General features: G+C 61.2%; 20 protein-coding genes and 1 tRNA gene. 10 read left to right on the forward strand and 11 right to left on the reverse strand.

What is annotated here, in order from left to right:
• The 4 genes from H147_RS0109435 to purC are packed head-to-tail and all read right to left on the reverse strand — an operon-like array spanning position 1 to position 3,476.
• A complete protein-coding gene (locus H147_RS0109435) occupies positions 1 to 1,755 on the reverse strand; it encodes a sensor histidine kinase (RefSeq protein ID WP_019955117.1) in 1,755 nt (584 codons plus the stop codon).
• Between the two features lie 45 nt (positions 1,756 to 1,800).
• The gene (purQ, locus tag H147_RS0109440) at positions 1,801 to 2,469 is read right to left on the reverse strand and encodes a phosphoribosylformylglycinamidine synthase subunit PurQ (protein ID WP_019955118.1); all 669 of its coding nucleotides are present in this window, start codon (positions 2,467 to 2,469) and stop codon (positions 1,801 to 1,803) included.
• Positions 2,470 to 2,700, reverse strand: coding sequence for a phosphoribosylformylglycinamidine synthase subunit PurS (gene purS / locus H147_RS0109445; protein WP_019955119.1), 231 nt, complete (start codon positions 2,698 to 2,700; stop codon positions 2,470 to 2,472).
• Positions 2,701 to 2,714: 14 nt separating this feature from the next.
• Positions 2,715 to 3,476: a phosphoribosylaminoimidazolesuccinocarboxamide synthase gene (gene purC, locus H147_RS0109450; RefSeq protein ID WP_019955120.1), complete on the reverse strand. Its 762-nt coding sequence runs from the start codon at positions 3,474 to 3,476 to the stop codon at positions 2,715 to 2,717.
• Between the two features lie 134 nt (positions 3,477 to 3,610).
• Here purC and H147_RS0109455 point away from each other — a divergent pair, with 134 nt between their 5' ends.
• Entirely contained in the window at positions 3,611 to 3,925 is a 315-nt protein-coding gene (locus H147_RS0109455; protein WP_019955121.1) for a DUF1476 domain-containing protein, read from the forward strand.
• A gap of 29 nt (positions 3,926 to 3,954) precedes the next feature.
• Entirely contained in the window at positions 3,955 to 4,974 is a 1,020-nt protein-coding gene (gene bmt, locus H147_RS0109460; RefSeq protein WP_019955122.1) for a betaine--homocysteine S-methyltransferase, read from the forward strand.
• A 46-nt stretch (positions 4,975 to 5,020) separates the two neighbouring features.
• Here the strand turns inward: bmt and H147_RS0109465 are convergent, their stop codons facing one another.
• On the reverse strand, positions 5,021 to 6,103 hold the full coding sequence (locus tag H147_RS0109465) for a PA0069 family radical SAM protein (RefSeq protein WP_019955123.1): 1,083 nt from the start codon (positions 6,101 to 6,103) through the stop codon (positions 5,021 to 5,023).
• A 131-nt stretch (positions 6,104 to 6,234) separates the two neighbouring features.
• Between H147_RS0109465 and H147_RS0109470 the strand changes: the two genes are divergently transcribed.
• From H147_RS0109470 to H147_RS0109480, 3 genes are read left to right on the forward strand one after another with little or no spacing between them, the layout of a single operon-like run.
• Positions 6,235 to 6,942: a cobalamin B12-binding domain-containing protein gene (locus tag H147_RS0109470; RefSeq protein WP_019955124.1), complete on the forward strand. Its 708-nt coding sequence runs from the start codon at positions 6,235 to 6,237 to the stop codon at positions 6,940 to 6,942.
• 52 nt (positions 6,943 to 6,994) lie between these two features.
• Complete coding sequence (locus tag H147_RS0109475; RefSeq protein ID WP_019955125.1) at positions 6,995 to 7,174, forward strand: hypothetical protein; 180 nt, start codon at positions 6,995 to 6,997, stop codon at positions 7,172 to 7,174.
• The gene (locus tag H147_RS0109480; RefSeq protein ID WP_019955126.1) at positions 7,164 to 7,811 is read left to right on the forward strand and encodes a DUF1638 domain-containing protein; all 648 of its coding nucleotides are present in this window, start codon (positions 7,164 to 7,166) and stop codon (positions 7,809 to 7,811) included. Before H147_RS0109475 ends, H147_RS0109480 begins: the two co-directional genes overlap by 11 nt.
• Here H147_RS0109480 and H147_RS0109485 read toward each other — a convergent pair.
• From H147_RS0109485 to purM, 4 genes are read right to left on the reverse strand one after another with little or no spacing between them, the layout of a single operon-like run.
• On the reverse strand, positions 7,783 to 8,193 hold the full coding sequence (locus tag H147_RS0109485; RefSeq protein WP_019955127.1) for a SufE family protein: 411 nt from the start codon (positions 8,191 to 8,193) through the stop codon (positions 7,783 to 7,785). The genes H147_RS0109480 and H147_RS0109485 overlap by 29 nt on opposite strands.
• Positions 8,194 to 8,225: 32 nt before the next feature.
• Positions 8,226 to 9,383, reverse strand: a complete 1,158-nt coding sequence (gene rnd, locus H147_RS0109490; RefSeq protein WP_019955128.1) for a ribonuclease D — start codon at positions 9,381 to 9,383, stop codon at positions 8,226 to 8,228.
• Between the two features lie 57 nt (positions 9,384 to 9,440).
• Positions 9,441 to 10,037, reverse strand: coding sequence for a phosphoribosylglycinamide formyltransferase (purN, locus tag H147_RS0109495; RefSeq protein WP_019955129.1), 597 nt, complete (start codon positions 10,035 to 10,037; stop codon positions 9,441 to 9,443).
• Entirely contained in the window at positions 10,034 to 11,074 is a 1,041-nt protein-coding gene (gene purM / locus H147_RS0109500) for a phosphoribosylformylglycinamidine cyclo-ligase (RefSeq protein ID WP_026352407.1), read from the reverse strand. Before purM ends, purN begins: the two co-directional genes overlap by 4 nt.
• 181 nt (positions 11,075 to 11,255) lie before the next feature.
• Between purM and H147_RS0109505 the strand changes: the two genes are divergently transcribed.
• Positions 11,256 to 11,332: transfer RNA gene (locus tag H147_RS0109505), tRNA-Ile, on the forward strand.
• A gap of 93 nt (positions 11,333 to 11,425) precedes the next feature.
• Positions 11,426 to 12,634, forward strand: coding sequence for an NADP-dependent isocitrate dehydrogenase (locus H147_RS0109510; RefSeq protein ID WP_019955131.1), 1,209 nt, complete (start codon positions 11,426 to 11,428; stop codon positions 12,632 to 12,634).
• 30 nt (positions 12,635 to 12,664) lie between these two features.
• Here H147_RS0109510 and H147_RS0109515 read toward each other — a convergent pair whose 3' ends face one another.
• Entirely contained in the window at positions 12,665 to 13,576 is a 912-nt protein-coding gene (locus H147_RS0109515) for a transferrin-binding protein-like solute binding protein (RefSeq protein ID WP_019955132.1), read from the reverse strand.
• A gap of 154 nt (positions 13,577 to 13,730) precedes the next feature.
• Here H147_RS0109515 and H147_RS0109520 point away from each other — a divergent pair, with 154 nt between their 5' ends.
• The gene (locus tag H147_RS0109520; protein ID WP_019955133.1) at positions 13,731 to 14,336 is read left to right on the forward strand and encodes a YitT family protein; all 606 of its coding nucleotides are present in this window, start codon (positions 13,731 to 13,733) and stop codon (positions 14,334 to 14,336) included.
• Between the two features lie 63 nt (positions 14,337 to 14,399).
• On the opposite strand, the gene H147_RS0109525 is transcribed toward H147_RS0109520, so the two are convergent.
• Positions 14,400 to 15,353 (reverse strand): transferrin-binding protein-like solute binding protein, encoded by a 954-nt coding sequence (locus H147_RS0109525; protein WP_162561653.1) that lies wholly within the window; start codon positions 15,351 to 15,353, stop codon positions 14,400 to 14,402.
• 193 nt (positions 15,354 to 15,546) lie between these two features.
• Between H147_RS0109525 and H147_RS0109530 the strand changes: the two genes are divergently transcribed.
• Complete coding sequence (locus H147_RS0109530; RefSeq protein ID WP_019955135.1) at positions 15,547 to 15,882, forward strand: SMR family transporter; 336 nt, start codon at positions 15,547 to 15,549, stop codon at positions 15,880 to 15,882.
• A 77-nt stretch (positions 15,883 to 15,959) separates the two neighbouring features.
• Positions 15,960 to 17,777: a translational GTPase TypA gene (gene typA, locus H147_RS0109535; protein ID WP_019955136.1), complete on the forward strand. Its 1,818-nt coding sequence runs from the start codon at positions 15,960 to 15,962 to the stop codon at positions 17,775 to 17,777.
• Positions 17,778 to 17,855: the final 78 nt, after the last annotated feature.

Genomic DNA, 17,855 nt, shown 5'->3' on the forward strand with positions numbered 1-17,855 from the left:
CTATTCTGCCGCGGCCTGACCCTGCACATAGGCCGGCAACTGGACTTCAAATATCGCACCACCATCCGCCGCGTTGCGGGCGGTCAACCTGCCGCCAAGGTCGTTGACGATCCCCGAGGAGATGGCAAGCCCCAGCCCCACCCCGTCGCCGGGCTGTTTGGTGGTGTAGAACGGTTCAAACAATTCATCGAGGTTTTCGATCCCTTCGCCATTGTCATGAATTTGCAGGCTGACAGTGTCGCCCGCCGCCAGAAGGATCTCGATCGTGGGGTTGGCGGATGTCTTGGTCGCATCCAGCGCATTGCGCAACAGGTTGATGATGACCTGTTCCAGCCGCAGCCTGTCGCCCATGATCATCACCGGATCTGTGGGCAAAGTGCGGATGATATTGACCGACCGCGTTTTCAGTTGCGGTTCCATCATCGCCAGCGCCGAGGACACGGCGGCGCGCGTATCAACGGGTTCGAACGCGTCGGACCCCTTGCGCGCATAGGATTTCAGTTGCCGCGTGATCGCGCCCATCCGTTCCAGCAGATCGTCGATGCGCTGGAACGACGACAGCGCCTCTTCGGGGCGTTGACGCTGCAACAACAGGCGCGCGCCGGCGAGATAGGTTTTCATCGCCGCCAAGGGCTGGTTCAATTCATGGCTGACAGCTGCCGACATTTCGCCCAAAGCCGCAAGTTTCGACGATTGCGCGATGGTCTGTTCGGCGACCTGCAACGTCTTTTCGACCTTTTCGCGTTCGGCGATTTCCCGCTGCAAACGGCGGTTCAATGCGCGCAGTTCCGCCGATTCCCGCTGGAACAGGACCAGCCGCGACGCGGTCTGCCGCGACATGACCCAGAAACTGACGGCCAGAATGATGGCAAATCCCATGACTTGCAGCGCAAGGATGCCATTGACCTTTTCGCGCACCGAATCGTAGGTGGTGAAATTGACGATCCGCCAGCCCTGATGCGGCACGCGTGCCTCGCGGCGGAGCACGGCCTCACCGCGCAGATAGGCCTCTGCGGGGGCAAGCGCCCAGGATTGCGTCGCGCGCAGGGCGCGTTCGATGGCCGAGGATGCGGGCTGGCGGGCCAGCGCGTCGCGTTCCTGCAACCCGCGCCACAAGGGCTCGGTCGACATGATGATTGTCCCGTCCGCATCGGTCACAAAAACCGCGTCCGTGACCCCGGCCCAGCCTCGTTCCATCCGGCCCACGTCCACCTCGACCATGATGGTCCCAAGCGCCTGCCCGTTGGATTCGATCATCCGCGAATAGATGAACGCATAGGCCCCGTTGTCCATCCGGTAGGTCGAATAGACCGTCCGGTTGCTGCGCAACGCGTTGATAAAATAGGGGCGGTCGCTGTGATTGACGCCCAATTCGTTGCGGTTGGTCGCTGCGACCGCACGCCCGTTGCTGTCGAGCAAAGTCAACGCCGCCGCCCCGATTTCATCGACAAAGGACAACAGCCGTGCGGTGGAGCGCGAATAATCATTGCTGTTGAGCGCGCTGATCAATTCGGGATCGCGCGCCAAAAGCTGCGGCACGACCGAATTGCGCTGCAACTCGCTCATCAGATTGGCGCTGTAGAGGGCAAGGCGCAGTTCGGACCGGTTGCTGATCGTCTCGGTATAGCGCTGCGTCATCAATTCGTTGGTGACATACATCACACCGGCGGCGAACAGCGTAAACAGGCCAAGGGCGATCCGCAGATACCAGCGGCGCGCAGAACGTTTCGACCCGTGGAGCACAGCATCAACCATCGCCAGACTTTACGGCCAGCGGGCCTGCGCGGCAACTCTCAAAGGTCAGGCCGCGACGACCTGCCCGACCAGTTCGCGGAAAAGCGCCTGTCCGTCGGTGCCGCCATGACCTGCATCCACCGCGCGTTCGGGATGCGGCATCATGCCCAGCACGCGGCGGTTATCGGACACAAGGCCCGCGATATCCGCAACCGACCCGTTCAACGGCTGCGCATAGCGGAACACGATCCGGTCCTCGTCCTGCAACCGCGCCAGCGTGGCGGGATCGACCGTGTAATTGCCGTCGTGATGCGCGACAGGCAGGCGTATGCCCTGCCCCGCCTGATAGCCGGACGTGAACGCGGTATTGGCGGTTTCCACAACCAGATCAACGGTCTTGCAGATAAACTTCAACCCGGAATTCCGCATCAGGGCACCCGGCAACAGGCCCGTTTCGGTCAGCACCTGAAACCCGTTGCACACGCCCAGCACATAGCCGCCGCGACCCGCATGCGCGACCACCGCGCGGCAGATCGGCGATTGCGCGGCAATGGCCCCGCAGCGCAGGTAATCGCCAAACGAAAACCCGCCGGGGATTGCGACCAGATCGACCGCATCGGGCAGGCTCGCGTCCTTGTGCCAGACCATGGTCACATCGGCACCAGCAGCACGCAGCGCGACAGCCATGTCGCGGTCACAGTTGGATCCGGGAAAAACGACGACGGCAGCGCGCATTTACAACACCTCGATCCGGTAGCTTTCGATCACGGTATTGGCCAGCAGCTTGTCGCACATCTGTGCGATCGTGGCCTCATCCGTGCCATCGGCCAGATCAAGCTCGATCAGCTTGCCCTGCCGCACGCCCTGCACCCCGTCAAATCCAAGATTGGCCAGCGCGTGGCGCACAGCCTCGCCCTGCGGGTCCAGAACGCCTGTCTTCAGCATCACATACACACGCGCCTTCATGGCCTCGCCTCGCTTTAGTTGATCAATGTGGGTTTTGGGCGGTGCGTGACATTGGACGGCATCACGCCAAGACGGCGCGCGACCTCTGTATAGGCATCGGTCAGGTTGCCCAGATCGCGGCGGAACACGTCCTTGTCGAGCTTCTGGCCCGTCTCGATATCCCACAACCGGCAACTGTCGGGGCTGATCTCATCGGCGAGCAACAGGCGGGGGAATTCGTTGTCCCAGACGCGGCCGACCTCGATCTTGAAATCGACAAGCTTGATGCCAACGCCGTACATGACGCCCGACATCCAGTCGTTCACGCGCAGCGCAAGGCTGACGATGTCGTCCATGTCCTGCTGGCTGGCCCAGCCGAAGGCGATGATATATTCCTCGGGGACCAGCGGATCACCCAGCGCGTCATCCTTGTAGGAAAACTCGACGATAGGGCGCGGCAGTTGCGTGCCTTCCTCGATCCCAAGACGCTTGGCCATCGATCCGGCGGCCACATTGCGCACGATGATTTCCAGCGGAATGATCTCGACCTGCCGGATCAATTGTTCGCGCATGTTCAGGCGGCGGATGAAATGCGTGGGAATCCCGATCTGGCCAAGGCCGGTCATGAAAAACTCGCTCAGGCGGTTGTTCAGCACGCCCTTGCCTTCGATCACCGCGCGCTTTTCGGCGTTGAAGGCGGTGGCGTCGTCCTTGAAATACTGCACCAAAGTGCCAGGCTCTGGGCCTTCATAAAGGATCTTTGCCTTGCCTTCATAGATTTTCTTGCGGCGCGCCATCTTGACCCCTTACCCATCATGCGCCGTCGCATGGCGCTGTCATTCCCGCGTCATAGTGCAACCCCCCCTTGCGGGCAAGCACCTGTGCGGGCATATCTGAGACGACCATTCCACCACAGCCGAGGTATAGCCCCATGTCCACCTTCGACAACCGCGAGCAGGCCTTCGAAGCCAAATTCGCCCATGATGCCGAAATGCAGTTCAAGGCCGAAGCGCGCCGCAACCGACTTTTGGGGCTTTGGGCCGCGGACCTGATGGGCAAGACCGGCGACGAAGCGGCGGCCTATGCCGTGGAGGTCGTGAAATCCGATTTCGAGGAAGCGGGCGACGAGGATGTGTACCGCAAAGTGTCCGGTGACCTTGGCGGACGGGCCGACGAGGCCACGATCCGTGCCAAGATGGTGGCCCTGATGGTCGAGGCCAAAGCACAACTGATGACCGAACTCTGACTTCGCTCCTTGCCCGAAAAGACCCTGCAATGACCAACGCCCTTTCCAAGCTGCTCGAAACCCGCGACTGGCTGATGGCCGACGGGGCGACAGGCACGAACCTGTTCAACATGGGTCTGATGTCGGGCGATGCGCCCGAGATGTGGAACCTTGAAGAACCCGCCAAGATCCGCACGCTGTACAAAGGTGCCGCCGATGCGGGCAGCGACATTTTCCTGACCAACAGTTTCGGCGGCAATGCCTCGCGGCTGAAACTGCATGGTGCGGAAAATCAGGTGCATGAACTCAACAAGGTAGCCGCCGCCCTTGGCCGCGAGATCGCGGATGCCTCTGGCCGGACCATCGTGGTTGCAGGCTCCGTCGGCCCTACGGGCGAGATCATGTCGCCGATGGGCACGCTGACCCACGCACGCGCGGTCGAGATGTTCCACGAACAGGCCGAAGGGTTGAAGGCAGGCGGCGCGGATGTGCTCTGGGTCGAAACGATCAGCGCTGCCGAAGAATTCGCCGCCGCCGCCGAAGCCTTTGCGCTGGCAGGCATGCCATGGTGCGGCACGATGAGCTTCGATACCGCGGGACGCACGATGATGGGCTTGACCTCGGCCGATATGGTCAAGAAGGTCGGCAAGCTCGCGCATCAGCCGCTCGCCTTTGGGGCCAATTGCGGCACAGGTGCCTCGGATCTTTTGCGCACCGTGCTGGGCTTTGCTGCCGCTGGCCCGACCCTGCCCCTGATCGCGAAGGGCAATGCGGGCATCCCGAAATACCACGACGGGCATATCCATTACGACGGCACGCCGGCACTGATGGCCGATTACGCGGTGCTGGCACGCGACAGCGGGGCCACGATCATCGGCGGCTGCTGCGGCACGACGCCAGATCACCTGCGCGCGATGCGCGAAGCCTTGGAGACCCGCCCTCGTGGCGCGGCCCCTACGTTGGACGCGATCACCGCAGCCCTTGGCGGCTTCTCCTCGGCCTCGGACGGCACCGATGGTGCGGGGCCAGAGGCCGCCCCCCGCCGTGGCCGCCGCGCAAAACGCGACTGATCCCATCTTCCGAGCCCAAATATCCTCGCCGAAGGCATAGAAGTTTCTAAAACAACGCCAGCTGATCGCCCTTCTGCGGCGGCCTGGCGAAAAGGTCAGTGCGCAGCGGCGGCAATGTCCGGTCCAGCCCCAGCCGTGCGGCGGCCACTTTGAACCGTTCCTGCGTAATCTTGGCCCAGACACCCTGCCCCGTCATCCGCTTGCCGAATTCGGGATCGTAGTCGCGCCCGCCATGCAAGGCGCGCACCCGCCCCATCACCCGCGCGGCACGGTCGGGAAAATGCGCCTCCAACCAGTCCTGAAACAGCCCCGCCACCTCGCGCGGCAGGCGCAGCATGATGCAGGACGCGGCCACGGCACCCGCGCCCTGCGCCGCCTCCAGGATCGCCTCCAACTCGTGGTCTGTCAGCGCTGGTATCAGCGGTGACGCCATCACGCGCACGGGGATGCCCGCATCGGTCAGCGTGCGGATCACCCGCAGCCGTGCGGCAGGCAGCGGCACGCGCGGTTCCATCGCGCGCGATATCGCAGGGTCCAGCGTGGTGACAGACACACCCACCCGCACCAGCCCCTTAGCCGCCATATCCGCCAGAATATCGCAATCGCGCGCGATCAGCGTGCCTTTGGTCACGATGGCAACGGGATGGTTGAAATCGCGCAGCACCTCCAGCACCGCGCGCATGATGCGCCGTTCCTTTTCAATGGGTTGGTACGGGTCGGTATTGGTGCCAATAGCGATGGTCGCAGGCTGATAGCGCGGATTGGACAGCTCCTTGCGCAACTGCTCTGCCGCATTGGGGCGCGCGATCAGCTTGGTTTCAAAATCCAGCCCCGGTGACAGGCCCAGAAACGCATGGCTGGGGCGCGCGAAACAATAGATGCAGCCATGTTCGCAGCCGCGATACGGGTTGACCGAGCGGTCGAACGACAGGTCGGGCGAGGTGTTGCGCGTGATGACCTTGCCGATCATTTCCTCGCTGACGCTTGTGCGCAGCACCGGCAGATCGTCGTCCTGATACCAGCCGTCATCGACCGCCTCGGCCGCCAGACGGTCGAACCGGACAGCCGGATTGCCAAGGGCGGCACGCCCTTTGGCGCGGTGGGAACGAAGGGTCAGATCATGGGTCATGCCGCATTCTGGAACAAACAAAGAACACTGGCAAGCCCGCGTCGGTCCCGCGACGGTGAATGTCGCAATTCATCGGGTCGCCAGACGGAATAAAGCGCACTACAGGGGTAACGACTTTCATGAGGGTTCCCATGTCCGACCAAGACGACGAAATCATCCTGTCCGAACTGAGCGACGAAGATCTTGTCGCGCAGATGTATGACGACCTTTACGACGGCATGAAGGAAGAGATCGAGGAAGGCGTCAACATCCTCATCGCGCGTGGCTGGACGCCCTACCGCGTGCTGACAGAGGCGCTGGTCGGCGGCATGACCATCGTGGGGCACGATTTCCGTGACGGGATACTGTTCGTGCCAGAGGTGCTGCTGGCCGCCAATGCGATGAAAGGCGGCATGTTTATCCTCAAACCGCTTCTGATCGCGACAGGCGCACCGCGCGTCGGCAAGATGGTGATCGGCACGGTCAAGGGTGACATCCACGACATCGGCAAGAACCTTGTCGGCATGATGATGGAAGGTGCGGGATTTGAGGTCATCGACCTTGGCATCAACAATTCCGTCGAATCCTACATGGGCGCGCTTGAGGCTGAGCAACCCGATATCCTTGGCATGTCCGCCCTGCTGACGACCACGATGCCTTACATGAAGGTCGTGATCGACACGCTGGTCGAAAAGGGCGTGCGCGACGATTACATCGTGCTGGTCGGCGGTGCCCCCTTGAACGAGGAATTCGGTCGCGCCATCGGGGCGGACGCCTATTGCCGCGATGCTGCTGTTGCAGTGGAAACCGCCAAAACGCTGGTTGCGCGCAAGCATAATCAGGGCGCGGTCCACGCCTGACCCTTTAACGGGCCGGCATCAGACATTACCTGTTGAGCATAGGAGATCAAAGATGCCGCTTGAAAAACTCGCTCTTCTGCTTGTGGCCGTGATTGCGGCGGCGGGGGTCACCGTGGCGCTTGGGGCTTGGGCTGCAGGCGCTGCCGGACTGACACCGATGCTGGGTCTGGCCGGTGTCAGCATCGTCGTGCTGCTTGCCAGCGTGCTGTTGCGCCGGCACCGTGATCAGTGACGCCAGCCTGCGAACCGACGGTCTTGCCCCGGCTGGACAAGGTCAGGTCCTGCTGATCGCTTGCGGCGCACTGGCGCGGGAAATCCTCGCGCTGAAGGCTGCGAACGGCTGGACGCATCTGGACCTGCACTGCCTGCCTGCGATCCTGCACAACCACCCCGACCGCATCATCCCCGCGCTGCGCGAGGCTGTCGCGAAACATGGCGCAGATTACCACGACATCTTTGTCGTCTATGCCGATTGCGGCACCGGCGGGCTGTTGCAGGCCGCCTGCGACGAAATGGGCCTGCGGATGGTTGCGGGGCCGCATTGCTATGCTTTCTTCGAAGGTGTCGATGCCTTTGCCGCCCGCGATGAAATCACGGCCTTCTACCTGACCGATTTTCTGGTCCGGCAGTTCGATGCCTTCGTCTGGGAACCGCTTGGCCTGCACAAACACCCCGCCCTGCGGGACATGTATTTCGGCAATTACGAGAAACTGGTCTATCAGGCGCAAACGGATGATGCCGCCCTGACCGTCAAGGCGCAGGATTGCGCCACGCGTCTGGGTCTGGCGTTCGAGCGGCGCTTGACCGGCTACGGCGATCTGGCCACGGCCCTTGCAGGTGTTACAGCGCCGCCGCCGCCGTCTGCCTGATCCTTTCCACCATCGCGCGCAAACCGTTGGACCGCTGCGCCGACAGGTGGTCGTTCAGCCCCAACCGGCCAAGGGCGGCAGGCGCATCGATCTTGACCACCTCGGCCACGGGCTGGTCGTCGTACAGCGTGCGCAGCACCGCGATCAGCCCCCGCACGATCATCGCATCGCTTTCGCCGCGAAAGGTGAACACACCGTCCTTGATCTGGGGGACCAGCCAGACCTGACTGGCGCAACCGTCGACCTTGGTCGCAGGCACGCGCAACGCCTCTTCCAGCGGGTCCATCGCCTTGCCCATGTCGATCACATGGCGATAGCGGTCCTCCCAATCGTCCAGAAATTCGAACGTCTCGACAAGCTCTTCAAAGGCGGGGTTGGTCATATCTGGGTTCCTTCAGTCACGCCTGATCTAGCCTAAAGCGGGACGGTGACCACCTTTTGGCCTTTGACAGCCAGCCCGACCTTGCCTTCGCACAGCTGCAAGGCCGCGTCGCCGAACACCTCGCGCCGCCAGCCTTTCAGCGCGGGCACATCGCGTTCGCCTGCGGCCAGCGCATCAAGATCGGCAGAAGAGGCGATCAACTTGGACGCCACCCCCGCATCATCGGTCACAGCCTTCAGCAGCACGCGCAGCATATCGGCCAATGCGGGATTGACCTGCAACTTGGCGCGGGTCAGGTCGGGTTGCGGCAGATCGCCGGCTTTGGCGGCAAGCCCCGCCTTGATGCTGGCAAGGATGCCTTCGGCAATCTCGCCTTTGCGGGCTTCGCGCAACAGCAGGCGCGAGCGGTTCAAATCGTTTTCATTCAATGGCTTGGTCGATGCAAGTTCAACCAGCGCATCATCTTTATAGACACGGCTGCGCGGGATATCGCAGGCCTGCGCATAGGTTTCACGGAACCGTGCCAGTTCGCGCACGATCGCCAGAAACCGGCCCGAGGTGGTGCGCGTCTTGACCCGCATCCAGGCCTCGTCGGGGTTGGATTGATAGGTCACGGGGTCGTTGAGTACCGCCATTTCCTCGTCCACCCATTTCGCGCGGCCCGATTTGGCCAGACGGTTGGCAAGGTATTCGTAGACATCGCGCAGATGGGTGACATCGGCCAGCGCATATTCGGCCTGCGCATCGGTCAGCGGACGGCGCGACCAGTCGGTAAAGCGGGACGATTTATCAACCTCGGCCTTGGCGATCTTGCGCACCAGCGTTTCATAGCCCGCCTGTTCGCCGAACCCGCAGACCATCGCCGCAACCTGCGTGTCGAACAAGGGTGCGGGGATCACGCCCGCATCGACGTGGAAAATCTCGAGATCCTGACGGGCGGCATGGAACACCTTGACGACACCGGGATCGCGGAACAGGCCATAAAGAGGGTCAAGCGATATGCCCTCCGCCAACGGATCGACCAGCACCGCATCCTCGCCCGCCGCATCGCGGTAGGCCATCTGGACAAGACAAAGCTTGGAATAATAGGTGCGTTCGCGGAGGAATTCGGTGTCGACGGTGACATAGGCGCGTTTGGCAGCTTCGGCACAGAATGCGGCAAGGTCGGCGGTCGTGGTGATGATCTTCATGCAATGTCCGTCGTTTTGATCCGTCCTTGATAGGGCATCACATCGGCAATGAAAAGATCAGCCACCCAGCATGACCGGACGGCGATCACCGGCAGCAAACCGGCGCAGGACGGCGGGATAAAGCGCATGTTCCAACGGCAAGAGCCGCGCGGCAAGGATGTCCGGCGTGTCACCGGGCAGCACGCGCATCCGCGCCTGCCCCAGCACCGGCCCGTCATCAAGGGCGGCGGTCACTTCATGCACCGTGCAGCCGTGGTAGGTGTCGCCTGCCTCCAGCGCGCGGGCATGGGTGTGCAAGCCGCGATATTTCGGCAAAAGCGACGGGTGGATATTCAAAATGCGCCCGTCCCACTGGCGGATGAACTCCGCCCCCAGAATGCGCATGAAACCGGCAAGGCATATGATATCGGGCTGCGCGTCCAGCAGGGCCGCGTGCAAAGCCGCCTCGAACGCGGCGCGGTCCTTGGAATAGGCCTTGTGATCGACAACGGCGGTCGGCACGCCCAGCCCTGCCGCCTTGGCCAGCCCGCCTGCGGCCGGATCATTGGACAGGACCAGCACAGGCCGCGCGGGATGGTCGCCGGTCATCGACCGGACCAGCGCCTCCATATTGGACCCGCCGCCAGAGATCAGGATCGCAACCCGTTTGGTCACACAAGCGCGCCTGCGTAACGGATGCCCGCGCCTTCGGTAACAGTGCCGATGCGGTGCACAGTCTCGCCCGCGCCTTGCAGCAACTCGGTCAGCACATCTGCACGGGCGGCATCGACGACGAGCACCATCCCGATCCCTGCGTTGAAAGTCTTGAGCAATTCAGCTTGCGCCATGCTGCCGGTCTGCACCAGCCAGCCGAACACAGGCGGCAAGGACCACGACGCCAGATCGATCTCGGCGCCCAGATCGTCAGGCAGCACACGCGGCAGGTTCTCGGTCAGCCCGCCGCCGGTGATATGCGCGAGCGCATGCACGCCCCCTGCCCGCACGGCGGCCAGCGCTGGCTGCACATAAAGGCGGGTGGGCGTCAAAAGCGCCTGACCCAAAGACCCGTCGGCAAAAGGGGCGGCATCGTCCCAGCCTAGCCCCGAGAGTTCCACAATCCGGCGCACCAGCGAATAGCCGTTGGAATGCACGCCATCGGACGCAAGACCCAGCAGCACATCGCCAGCCACTACGTCGCGCGGCAGATCGGACCCGCGTTCCATCGCGCCCACGGCAAAACCGGCAAGATCGAAATCGCCCTTGTGATACATGCCGGGCATTTCCGCCGTCTCGCCGCCGATCAAGGCACAGCCCGAGGCTTCACAGCCTGCCGCGATCCCGTTGATGATGCGCGTCGCCTGATCCAGTTCCAACTTGCCGGTGGCAAAATAGTCCAGAAAGAACAACGGCTCCGCGCCCTGACAGACCAGATCGTTGACGCACATCGCGACCAGATCAATGCCGATCGTATCGACATGGCCCGTATCAATCGCGATGCGCAGCTTGGTGCCCACGCCATCGGTCGCCGCCACAAGGATCGGATCGACATAGCCCGCATCCCTCAGATCGAACAGCGCGCCGAACCCGCCAAGCCCCGCCATCACGCCGGACCGCGCCGTCCGCTTGGCCGCAGGCTTGATCCGTTCTACCAGCGTGTTGCCCGCGTCGATATCGACGCCCGCATCGGCATAGGTCAGGCCATTGTTCGTCATCTGGGGCACCCCGCTGTCTGGTTGACCTGCGGTTAGCGCAAGGCCGCGCCCCGCGCAACGCCCTCCTGTGCATCTTCCGAGCATAAATATCCCCGCCGGAGGCATCAAAGTTCTTTTCAAACCCGATCCGTGCAGCGAAACGCTTGACCATGACCACAGCGCCGATTACCCAACCCGCAGGGGGCCTGTAGCTCAATTGGTCAGAGCAGAGCGCTCATAACGCTTTGGTTGCGGGTTCAAGTCCTGCCGGGCCTACCACCCCGATTTCAGTATACAAATGCATACAGCCCTTCCCGTAGGGCCGATTTTGCGCTATGAGCGGCGCAGAATCCACGCCAAACGGAGCTTTGTATGTCCAAGATCAAGGTAGAAAACCCAGTCGTCGAGCTTGACGGCGATGAAATGACCCGGATCATCTGGGATTTCATCAAAAAGAAACTGATCCTGCCCTATCTGGACGTGGATCTGAAATATTACGATCTGGGCATGGAAGTCCGGGACGAAACCAACGACCAGATCACCGTGGACGCCGCCGAAGCGATCAAGAAATACGGTGTCGGCGTCAAATGCGCAACGATCACACCGGACGAAGCCCGGGTCGAGGAATTCGGCCTCAAACAGATGTGGCGCAGCCCGAACGGCACGATCCGCAACATCCTCGGCGGTGTGGTGTTCCGCGCGCCGATCATCTGCAAGAACGTGCCGCGCCTTGTGCCCGGCTGGACCGACCCGATCGTCATCGGCCGCCATGCATTCGGCGACCAGTACAAAGCCACCGATTTCCTGATGCCCGGCAAAGGCCAGCTGACCATGAAATTCGTCGGCGACGATGGCACCGTGATCGAAAAGGTCGTCTATGACAGCCCCGGCGCCGGTGTGGCGATGGGCATGTACAACCTCGATGCCAGCATCATCGACTTTGCCCGCGCCTCGCTGAATTACGGTCTGAACCTTGGCTGGCCGGTCTATCTGTCCACCAAGAACACGATCCTGAAAGCCTATGACGGCCGCTTCAAGGACCTGTTCCAGAAGGTGTTCGAGGAAGAGTTCGAGGACAAGTTCAAGGCCGCAGGCATCACCTACGAGCACCGCCTGATCGACGACATGGTCGCCGCCGCGATGAAATGGTCGGGCAAATTCGTCTGGGCCTGCAAAAACTATGACGGTGACGTGCAGTCCGATACTGTCGCGCAGGGCTTTGGCTCGCTTGGCCTGATGACATCTGCGCTGATGACCCCCGATGGCAAGATCGTCGAGGCCGAAGCCGCGCACGGCACCGTCACCCGCCACTATCGCCAGCATCAGGCGGGCAAGGCGACCTCGACCAATTCCATCGCGTCGATCTTTGCCTGGACCGGCGGGTTGAAGCATCGCGCAAAGCTCGACGACAACACGCAGCTGATGAACTTTGCCACGACGCTGGAAAAGGTTGTCGTGGACACCGTCGAAAGCGGCTTCATGACCAAGGATCTGGCCCTGCTGGTCGGCCCCGATCAGAAATGGCTGACGACCGAAGGGTTCCTCGAGAAAGTGGACGAGAACCTGAACGCCGCGATGTAACGCAAAGGGGGGCCGGTTGGCCCCCCTTTTTTATGGCAGAGCCGCCTGCGCGCCCAGAAAGACGAAGATCGCGTCCACCTGATATGGTTGGCGGTCAATGGTTCCGCTTTCGTCGATTACGCCGATTCCACCGACCTCCTGCCCCGCGGGGCCAAAGAACGCGCCGCCAAAGCTGTGGCGCGACGTGCAGGTCGCCCCCGAGATACACGCCATCGCAATTGATCCGTCAAAGCCGTTGCCGGTTTGCCGCCCACTCAAGGTGACATCGGCCGTACGTCCGGCGCTCGTGTCGCCAAATTGGGTTAACAACTGGCCACTGCCTGTGACCGATCCAGAGCCGAAATCAACATTCATGCCGACGGTGCCAAAAATCCGAAAATCTGACGAAATGTCGGTGAAGCGACTGTCGTTTCCTTCGCCGTTCACCGACAGGGTGTAGGTCACGTTACCGGACAAGGCCTCTGGGCGGGTCTCGTGGCCAAGAATGAAATAGGACGTCGATTGATTTCCTTCACGGCTGTCCGCAATGCGATAGGGCGCAACCTGTTCACCAACGACAGGAACGAACCTGACAAGCGTGATGTCGTCAGTTTCGCCGATGTTGGGCATGTTCGAGACAAGGTCAAAAACTTCATCGTCAACCGTGAACACCAGACGGTTCGTGTCTGGCCTGGACAAGGTTGCAGCCGGCAGGTCAACGCTGAATGTGGGCTGGCTGCGCAACCGGACAAGCCGCAAGTTGGCGGTGTCAGTCCCAACCACCGGCGCAAGGTTCGCGCCGTCCTGTTCGGCGAAGGCCTGCGCGAAGGCCAGCCCATTTGCCGAATCCGTGTTGCTTGTTGTTCCAAGATAAAGCGGCGAAGGTCCCGGATCGCTACCGCTACCGCCACCGCAGGCAGGCAATATGCAGGACGCCAGCAACAAACCGATATATTGCTTCATTCATATCTCCATCAAACTGACCAAAATATGAACTAAACATTAACATTGAATCGCCGCTTCACCGAGAAGATAAAGTGCGTGGCGCGTGACATGGTCTTGCGGGCTTGCACAGGGCTGGTTGCTTGTTCCCGTCGAATTGACTAACCGCCGCAGCATGACCCAAACCCCCGCCCCGCATACCCACCTTGAAGACGCGCAGGCCTTTGTGCTTGGCACGGCCATGTGCGCGCTGGGGGTGACGATGCTGACGCATCTTGGGCTGGTGACGGGGCAGACGGCAGGGCTGGCGGTGCTGTTGTCCTATGCGACGGGCCTGTCCTTCGGGATCGTGTTCTTTGCCGTGAACCTTCCATTTTACTGGTTGGCCTGGGTGAAGATGGGCCCGCGTTTCACGATCAAGAGCTTTGTCTGCGTCGCCGCGGTGTCGGTCATGGCAGAGATGTTTCCGCGCTGGATCGTCTTCGACCAACTCGACCCGGTGCTGGGCGCGCTCTTGATCGGCGCGGTGATCGGGCTGGGGTTGATCGTGCTGTTCCGGCATGGTGCGAGCCTTGGGGGGATCGGCGTGCTGGCGCTGTTGCTGCAAGAAAAAACCGGGTTCCGGGCAGGCTATACGCAGCTGATCTTCGATCTATGCCTCTTCGCCGCCGCCTTTGCCGTCATCGCGCCGCGGCTGGTGCTGTTTTCACTGGGAGGTGCCGTGGTCGCGAACCTGATCATCGCGACGAACCACCGCCCGGATCGGTATACCGGGCGCTAGGGCGCAAGGACGAAAAAGGGCGGCCGAAGCCGCCCCATGTAACGAAACGCTGTATCTCCCCTATTAAGGTGCCGTGCGATCTGCGGTATAGCCCGCAGCACCGACAATTCTGTCGCCATTGATCGTCTCGTCGATCACAGCAAGACCGCTGATTTCAGACCCGCCAGGCCCGAAGAAAGTGCCGCCGATTTGGGACGCCGACGGTGCGCAAACGATAACATCAAGGCAGTTCGTCAATGTCGTCGTCGTGGTAAATCCATTTCCAACGATATCCGTTTCGAGAATGTCGAATTCGAATGTCCCGTCGTCGCCAGTCACGCTGGCATCGCCATGGATGCGGCTATCACCGAAACGCGCCGTAAAACGGACTGATCCGGTGATGCTGCTGGCCTCACCATCCGAGAAGGTCTCTCCAGCCAATTCGCCAGCGTAATCCACACTGCCATCCGTTGGCAGATTTGCCGGATTCGTTTCAAAGCCGAAAGTATACAACCCGAACGGGCCTTCATCGGCGCCACCGATGATCGAAATCAGGTTGGTCGATGAAAATACGCTGCCGGTGTTTGGCTTAAGCTGATATAAAGTGCCGTCAAGACCGGTGGCGACCAGCGGAAAGAATGTATTCGGTGTCGCTGTAAACTCGAGAGTTTCGCCGTTGACATCAATGTTGAACGATCCGTCGGCACCGCCGGCGGGGTTGGCTCCGCGATCAATGCTATAATTTGCATCGGACAAATTGATCACGATCTCACCGGTGGTTCCATTGGTCGACCTTGTGACCAGAAGTACTTGCCCGGATTGATCGAAGCCCGAACCCGAAACTGGCACCAAGTTAGCGTCAAGAGGCACTGTATCCGCAAACGGCTGGCCATTCGATGATTCAGTATCACTCGTCGTGCCAAAATTAAGCTGGACGACAGTATCGCCGCCGGGTGTGGCGGTCGACGATCCCGACGAACAGCCCGCCAAAACAGCGGCGGCCAGCAAAAGGGACGGTAGAATTACAACTTTAGTCATTGGGTCTCCCAAAAATGTTAAAAAAGTATTAATAACCTAGAGGGCCAAATGTGACAGAAATACAAAAAATTTTGCGTCAAAGTGACACACGCAGAAAATGTGACACATCATCCGGCCGCATCCGGCGATAGCAGGCGCAATTTGCCGCACGAATGCACATGACAGCCGTCACGTCCCGCGCTACACGCTGAACATGCCGATCCATTATGTCTTTCTGATCTTTGCCATCATCGCCGAAACCATCGGAACGACAGCCTTGCAGGCGAGTCAGCAATTCACACGGCTCTGGCCGTCTGTTGTGGTCGTCATTGCCTATGGCGTGTCATTCTACCTTCTTGCGATGACGCTGCGGTTCATGCCGGTGGGCGTCGTCTATGCGATGTGGTCCGGCCTTGGCATCGTGATGATCGCGGCCATCGGGTTTGTCGTGTTCGGCCAAAGGCTCGATCTGCCCGCAATCATCGGAATCGGGATGATCCTTGGCGGTATCCTTGTCATACACCTTTTTTCGCAGACATCGCCCCACTGACGCGGGATGCGATTAAGGGGTGGCTTTTGCTGCGATAGCACGGTATCGCGCAGCTAAATTTCCCATAAGGCTGACCCATGGATATCCGCAATATCGCGATCATCGCGCACGTTGACCACGGCAAGACAACGCTTGTCGACGAACTTCTGAAACAATCCGGCGTCTATCGCGAAAACGAGGCGACGACCGAACGCGCGATGGACAGCAACGACATCGAACGCGAACGCGGTATCACCATTCTGGCGAAATGCACGTCGGTCGAATGGAAAGGCACGCGGATCAACATCGTCGACACCCCCGGCCACGCCGATTTCGGCGGCGAGGTCGAACGCATCCTGTCGATGGTCGATGGTGTCGTCCTGCTGGTCGATGCCGCCGAAGGGCCGATGCCGCAGACGAAATTCGTGACCTCCAAGGCGCTGGCGCTGGGGCTGCGCCCTATCGTCGTCGTAAACAAGGTCGACAAGGCCGATGGCGAACCCGACAAGGCGGTCGACGACGTCTTCGACCTGTTCGCTGCCTTGGAAGCCACCGACGACCAGCTTGATTTTCCGGTGATGTTCGCATCGGGCCGTGCCGGCTGGTGCGACCTTACGTTGGACGGGCCGCGCAAGGATTTGTCAGCCCTGTTCGACATGGTGCTGAGCCACGTGCCGATGCCCGCCCAGATCAGCCGCCGAAAAGAGCCGTTCCAGATGCTCGCGACCACCCTGTCCGCCGACCCGTTCATCGGACGCATCCTGACCGGCCGGGTCGAGGCGGGCACATTGCGCGCAGGCGAAACCGTCAAGGCGCTGTCGCGCAACGGTGACAAGCTCGAACAGTTCCGGGTGTCCAAGATCCTCGCGTTCCGCGGTCTGGGCCAGCAGGCGATTGACGTGGCCGAGGCAGGCGACATCGTGACGCTCGCAGGCATGACCAAGGCGACCGTCGCCGACACGATCTGCGATCTGTCGATCGACACCGCGCTTCCCGCGCAACCCATCGACCCGCCGACCATCACCGTGACCTTCGGGATCAACGACAGCCCCCTCGCCGGTCGCGATGGCAAGAAGGTGCAAAGCCGCGTCATCCGCGAACGCCTGATGCGCGAAGCCGAAGTCAACGTCGCGATCAAAGTCGCCGATACAGCCATGGGCGACGCCTTCGAGGTCTCGGGCCGTGGCGAATTGCAGATGGGCGTTTTGATCGAGAACATGCGCCGCGAAGGGTTCGAACTGTCGATCTCCCGCCCGCAGGTGATCTACAAGGATGTCGACGGCGTCCGCCACGAACCGATCGAGGAAGCCACGATCGACGTCGATGACGAATATACCGGCGCTGTCGTCGAAAAGCTGACCGGCCCCCGTAAGGGTGAACTGGTCGAGATGAAACCCGCCGGTGCCGGCAAGACCCGCATCATCGCGCATGTGCCATCGCGCGGCCTGATCGGGTATCACGGTGAATTCCTGACCGACACGCGTGGGTCGGGCATCCTGAACCGGTTGTTCCACGGATGGGCTCCCTACAAGGGCAAGATCGAAGGCCGCCGTCAGGGCGTGTTGATCTCGATGGAGAACGGCACTTCCGTATCCTATGCACTGTGGAAACTGGAAGACCGTGGCAAGTTCTTCATCGGCGCGCAGGAAGCGGTCTATACCGGCATGATCATCGGCGAACACAGCCGCGATAACGATCTGGAAGTGAACCCGCTAAAGGGCAAGCAACTGACCAACGTGCGTGCATCCGGCACGGATGAGGCGGTGCGTCTGACGACGCCCGTCACCATGTCGCTGGAACAGGCCATCGCCTATATCGACGATGACGAGCTGGTCGAAGTGACCCCCAACGCGATCCGGCTGCGCAAGCGTTTCCTCGACCCGCACGAGCGCAAGAAGAACGCCCGCAGCGCGTGAGGCGTTTCGCGCTGGTCTGACCAGCGCGAAGCCTCCGGCGGGGATATTTTTCTCTGAAGATGTAAAAGAGCCGGGGCA

Origin of the sequence: Yoonia vestfoldensis DSM 16212, from assembly GCF_000382265.1 — a bacterium.
Classification (GTDB): Bacteria; Pseudomonadota; Alphaproteobacteria; order Rhodobacterales; family Rhodobacteraceae; genus Yoonia; species Yoonia vestfoldensis.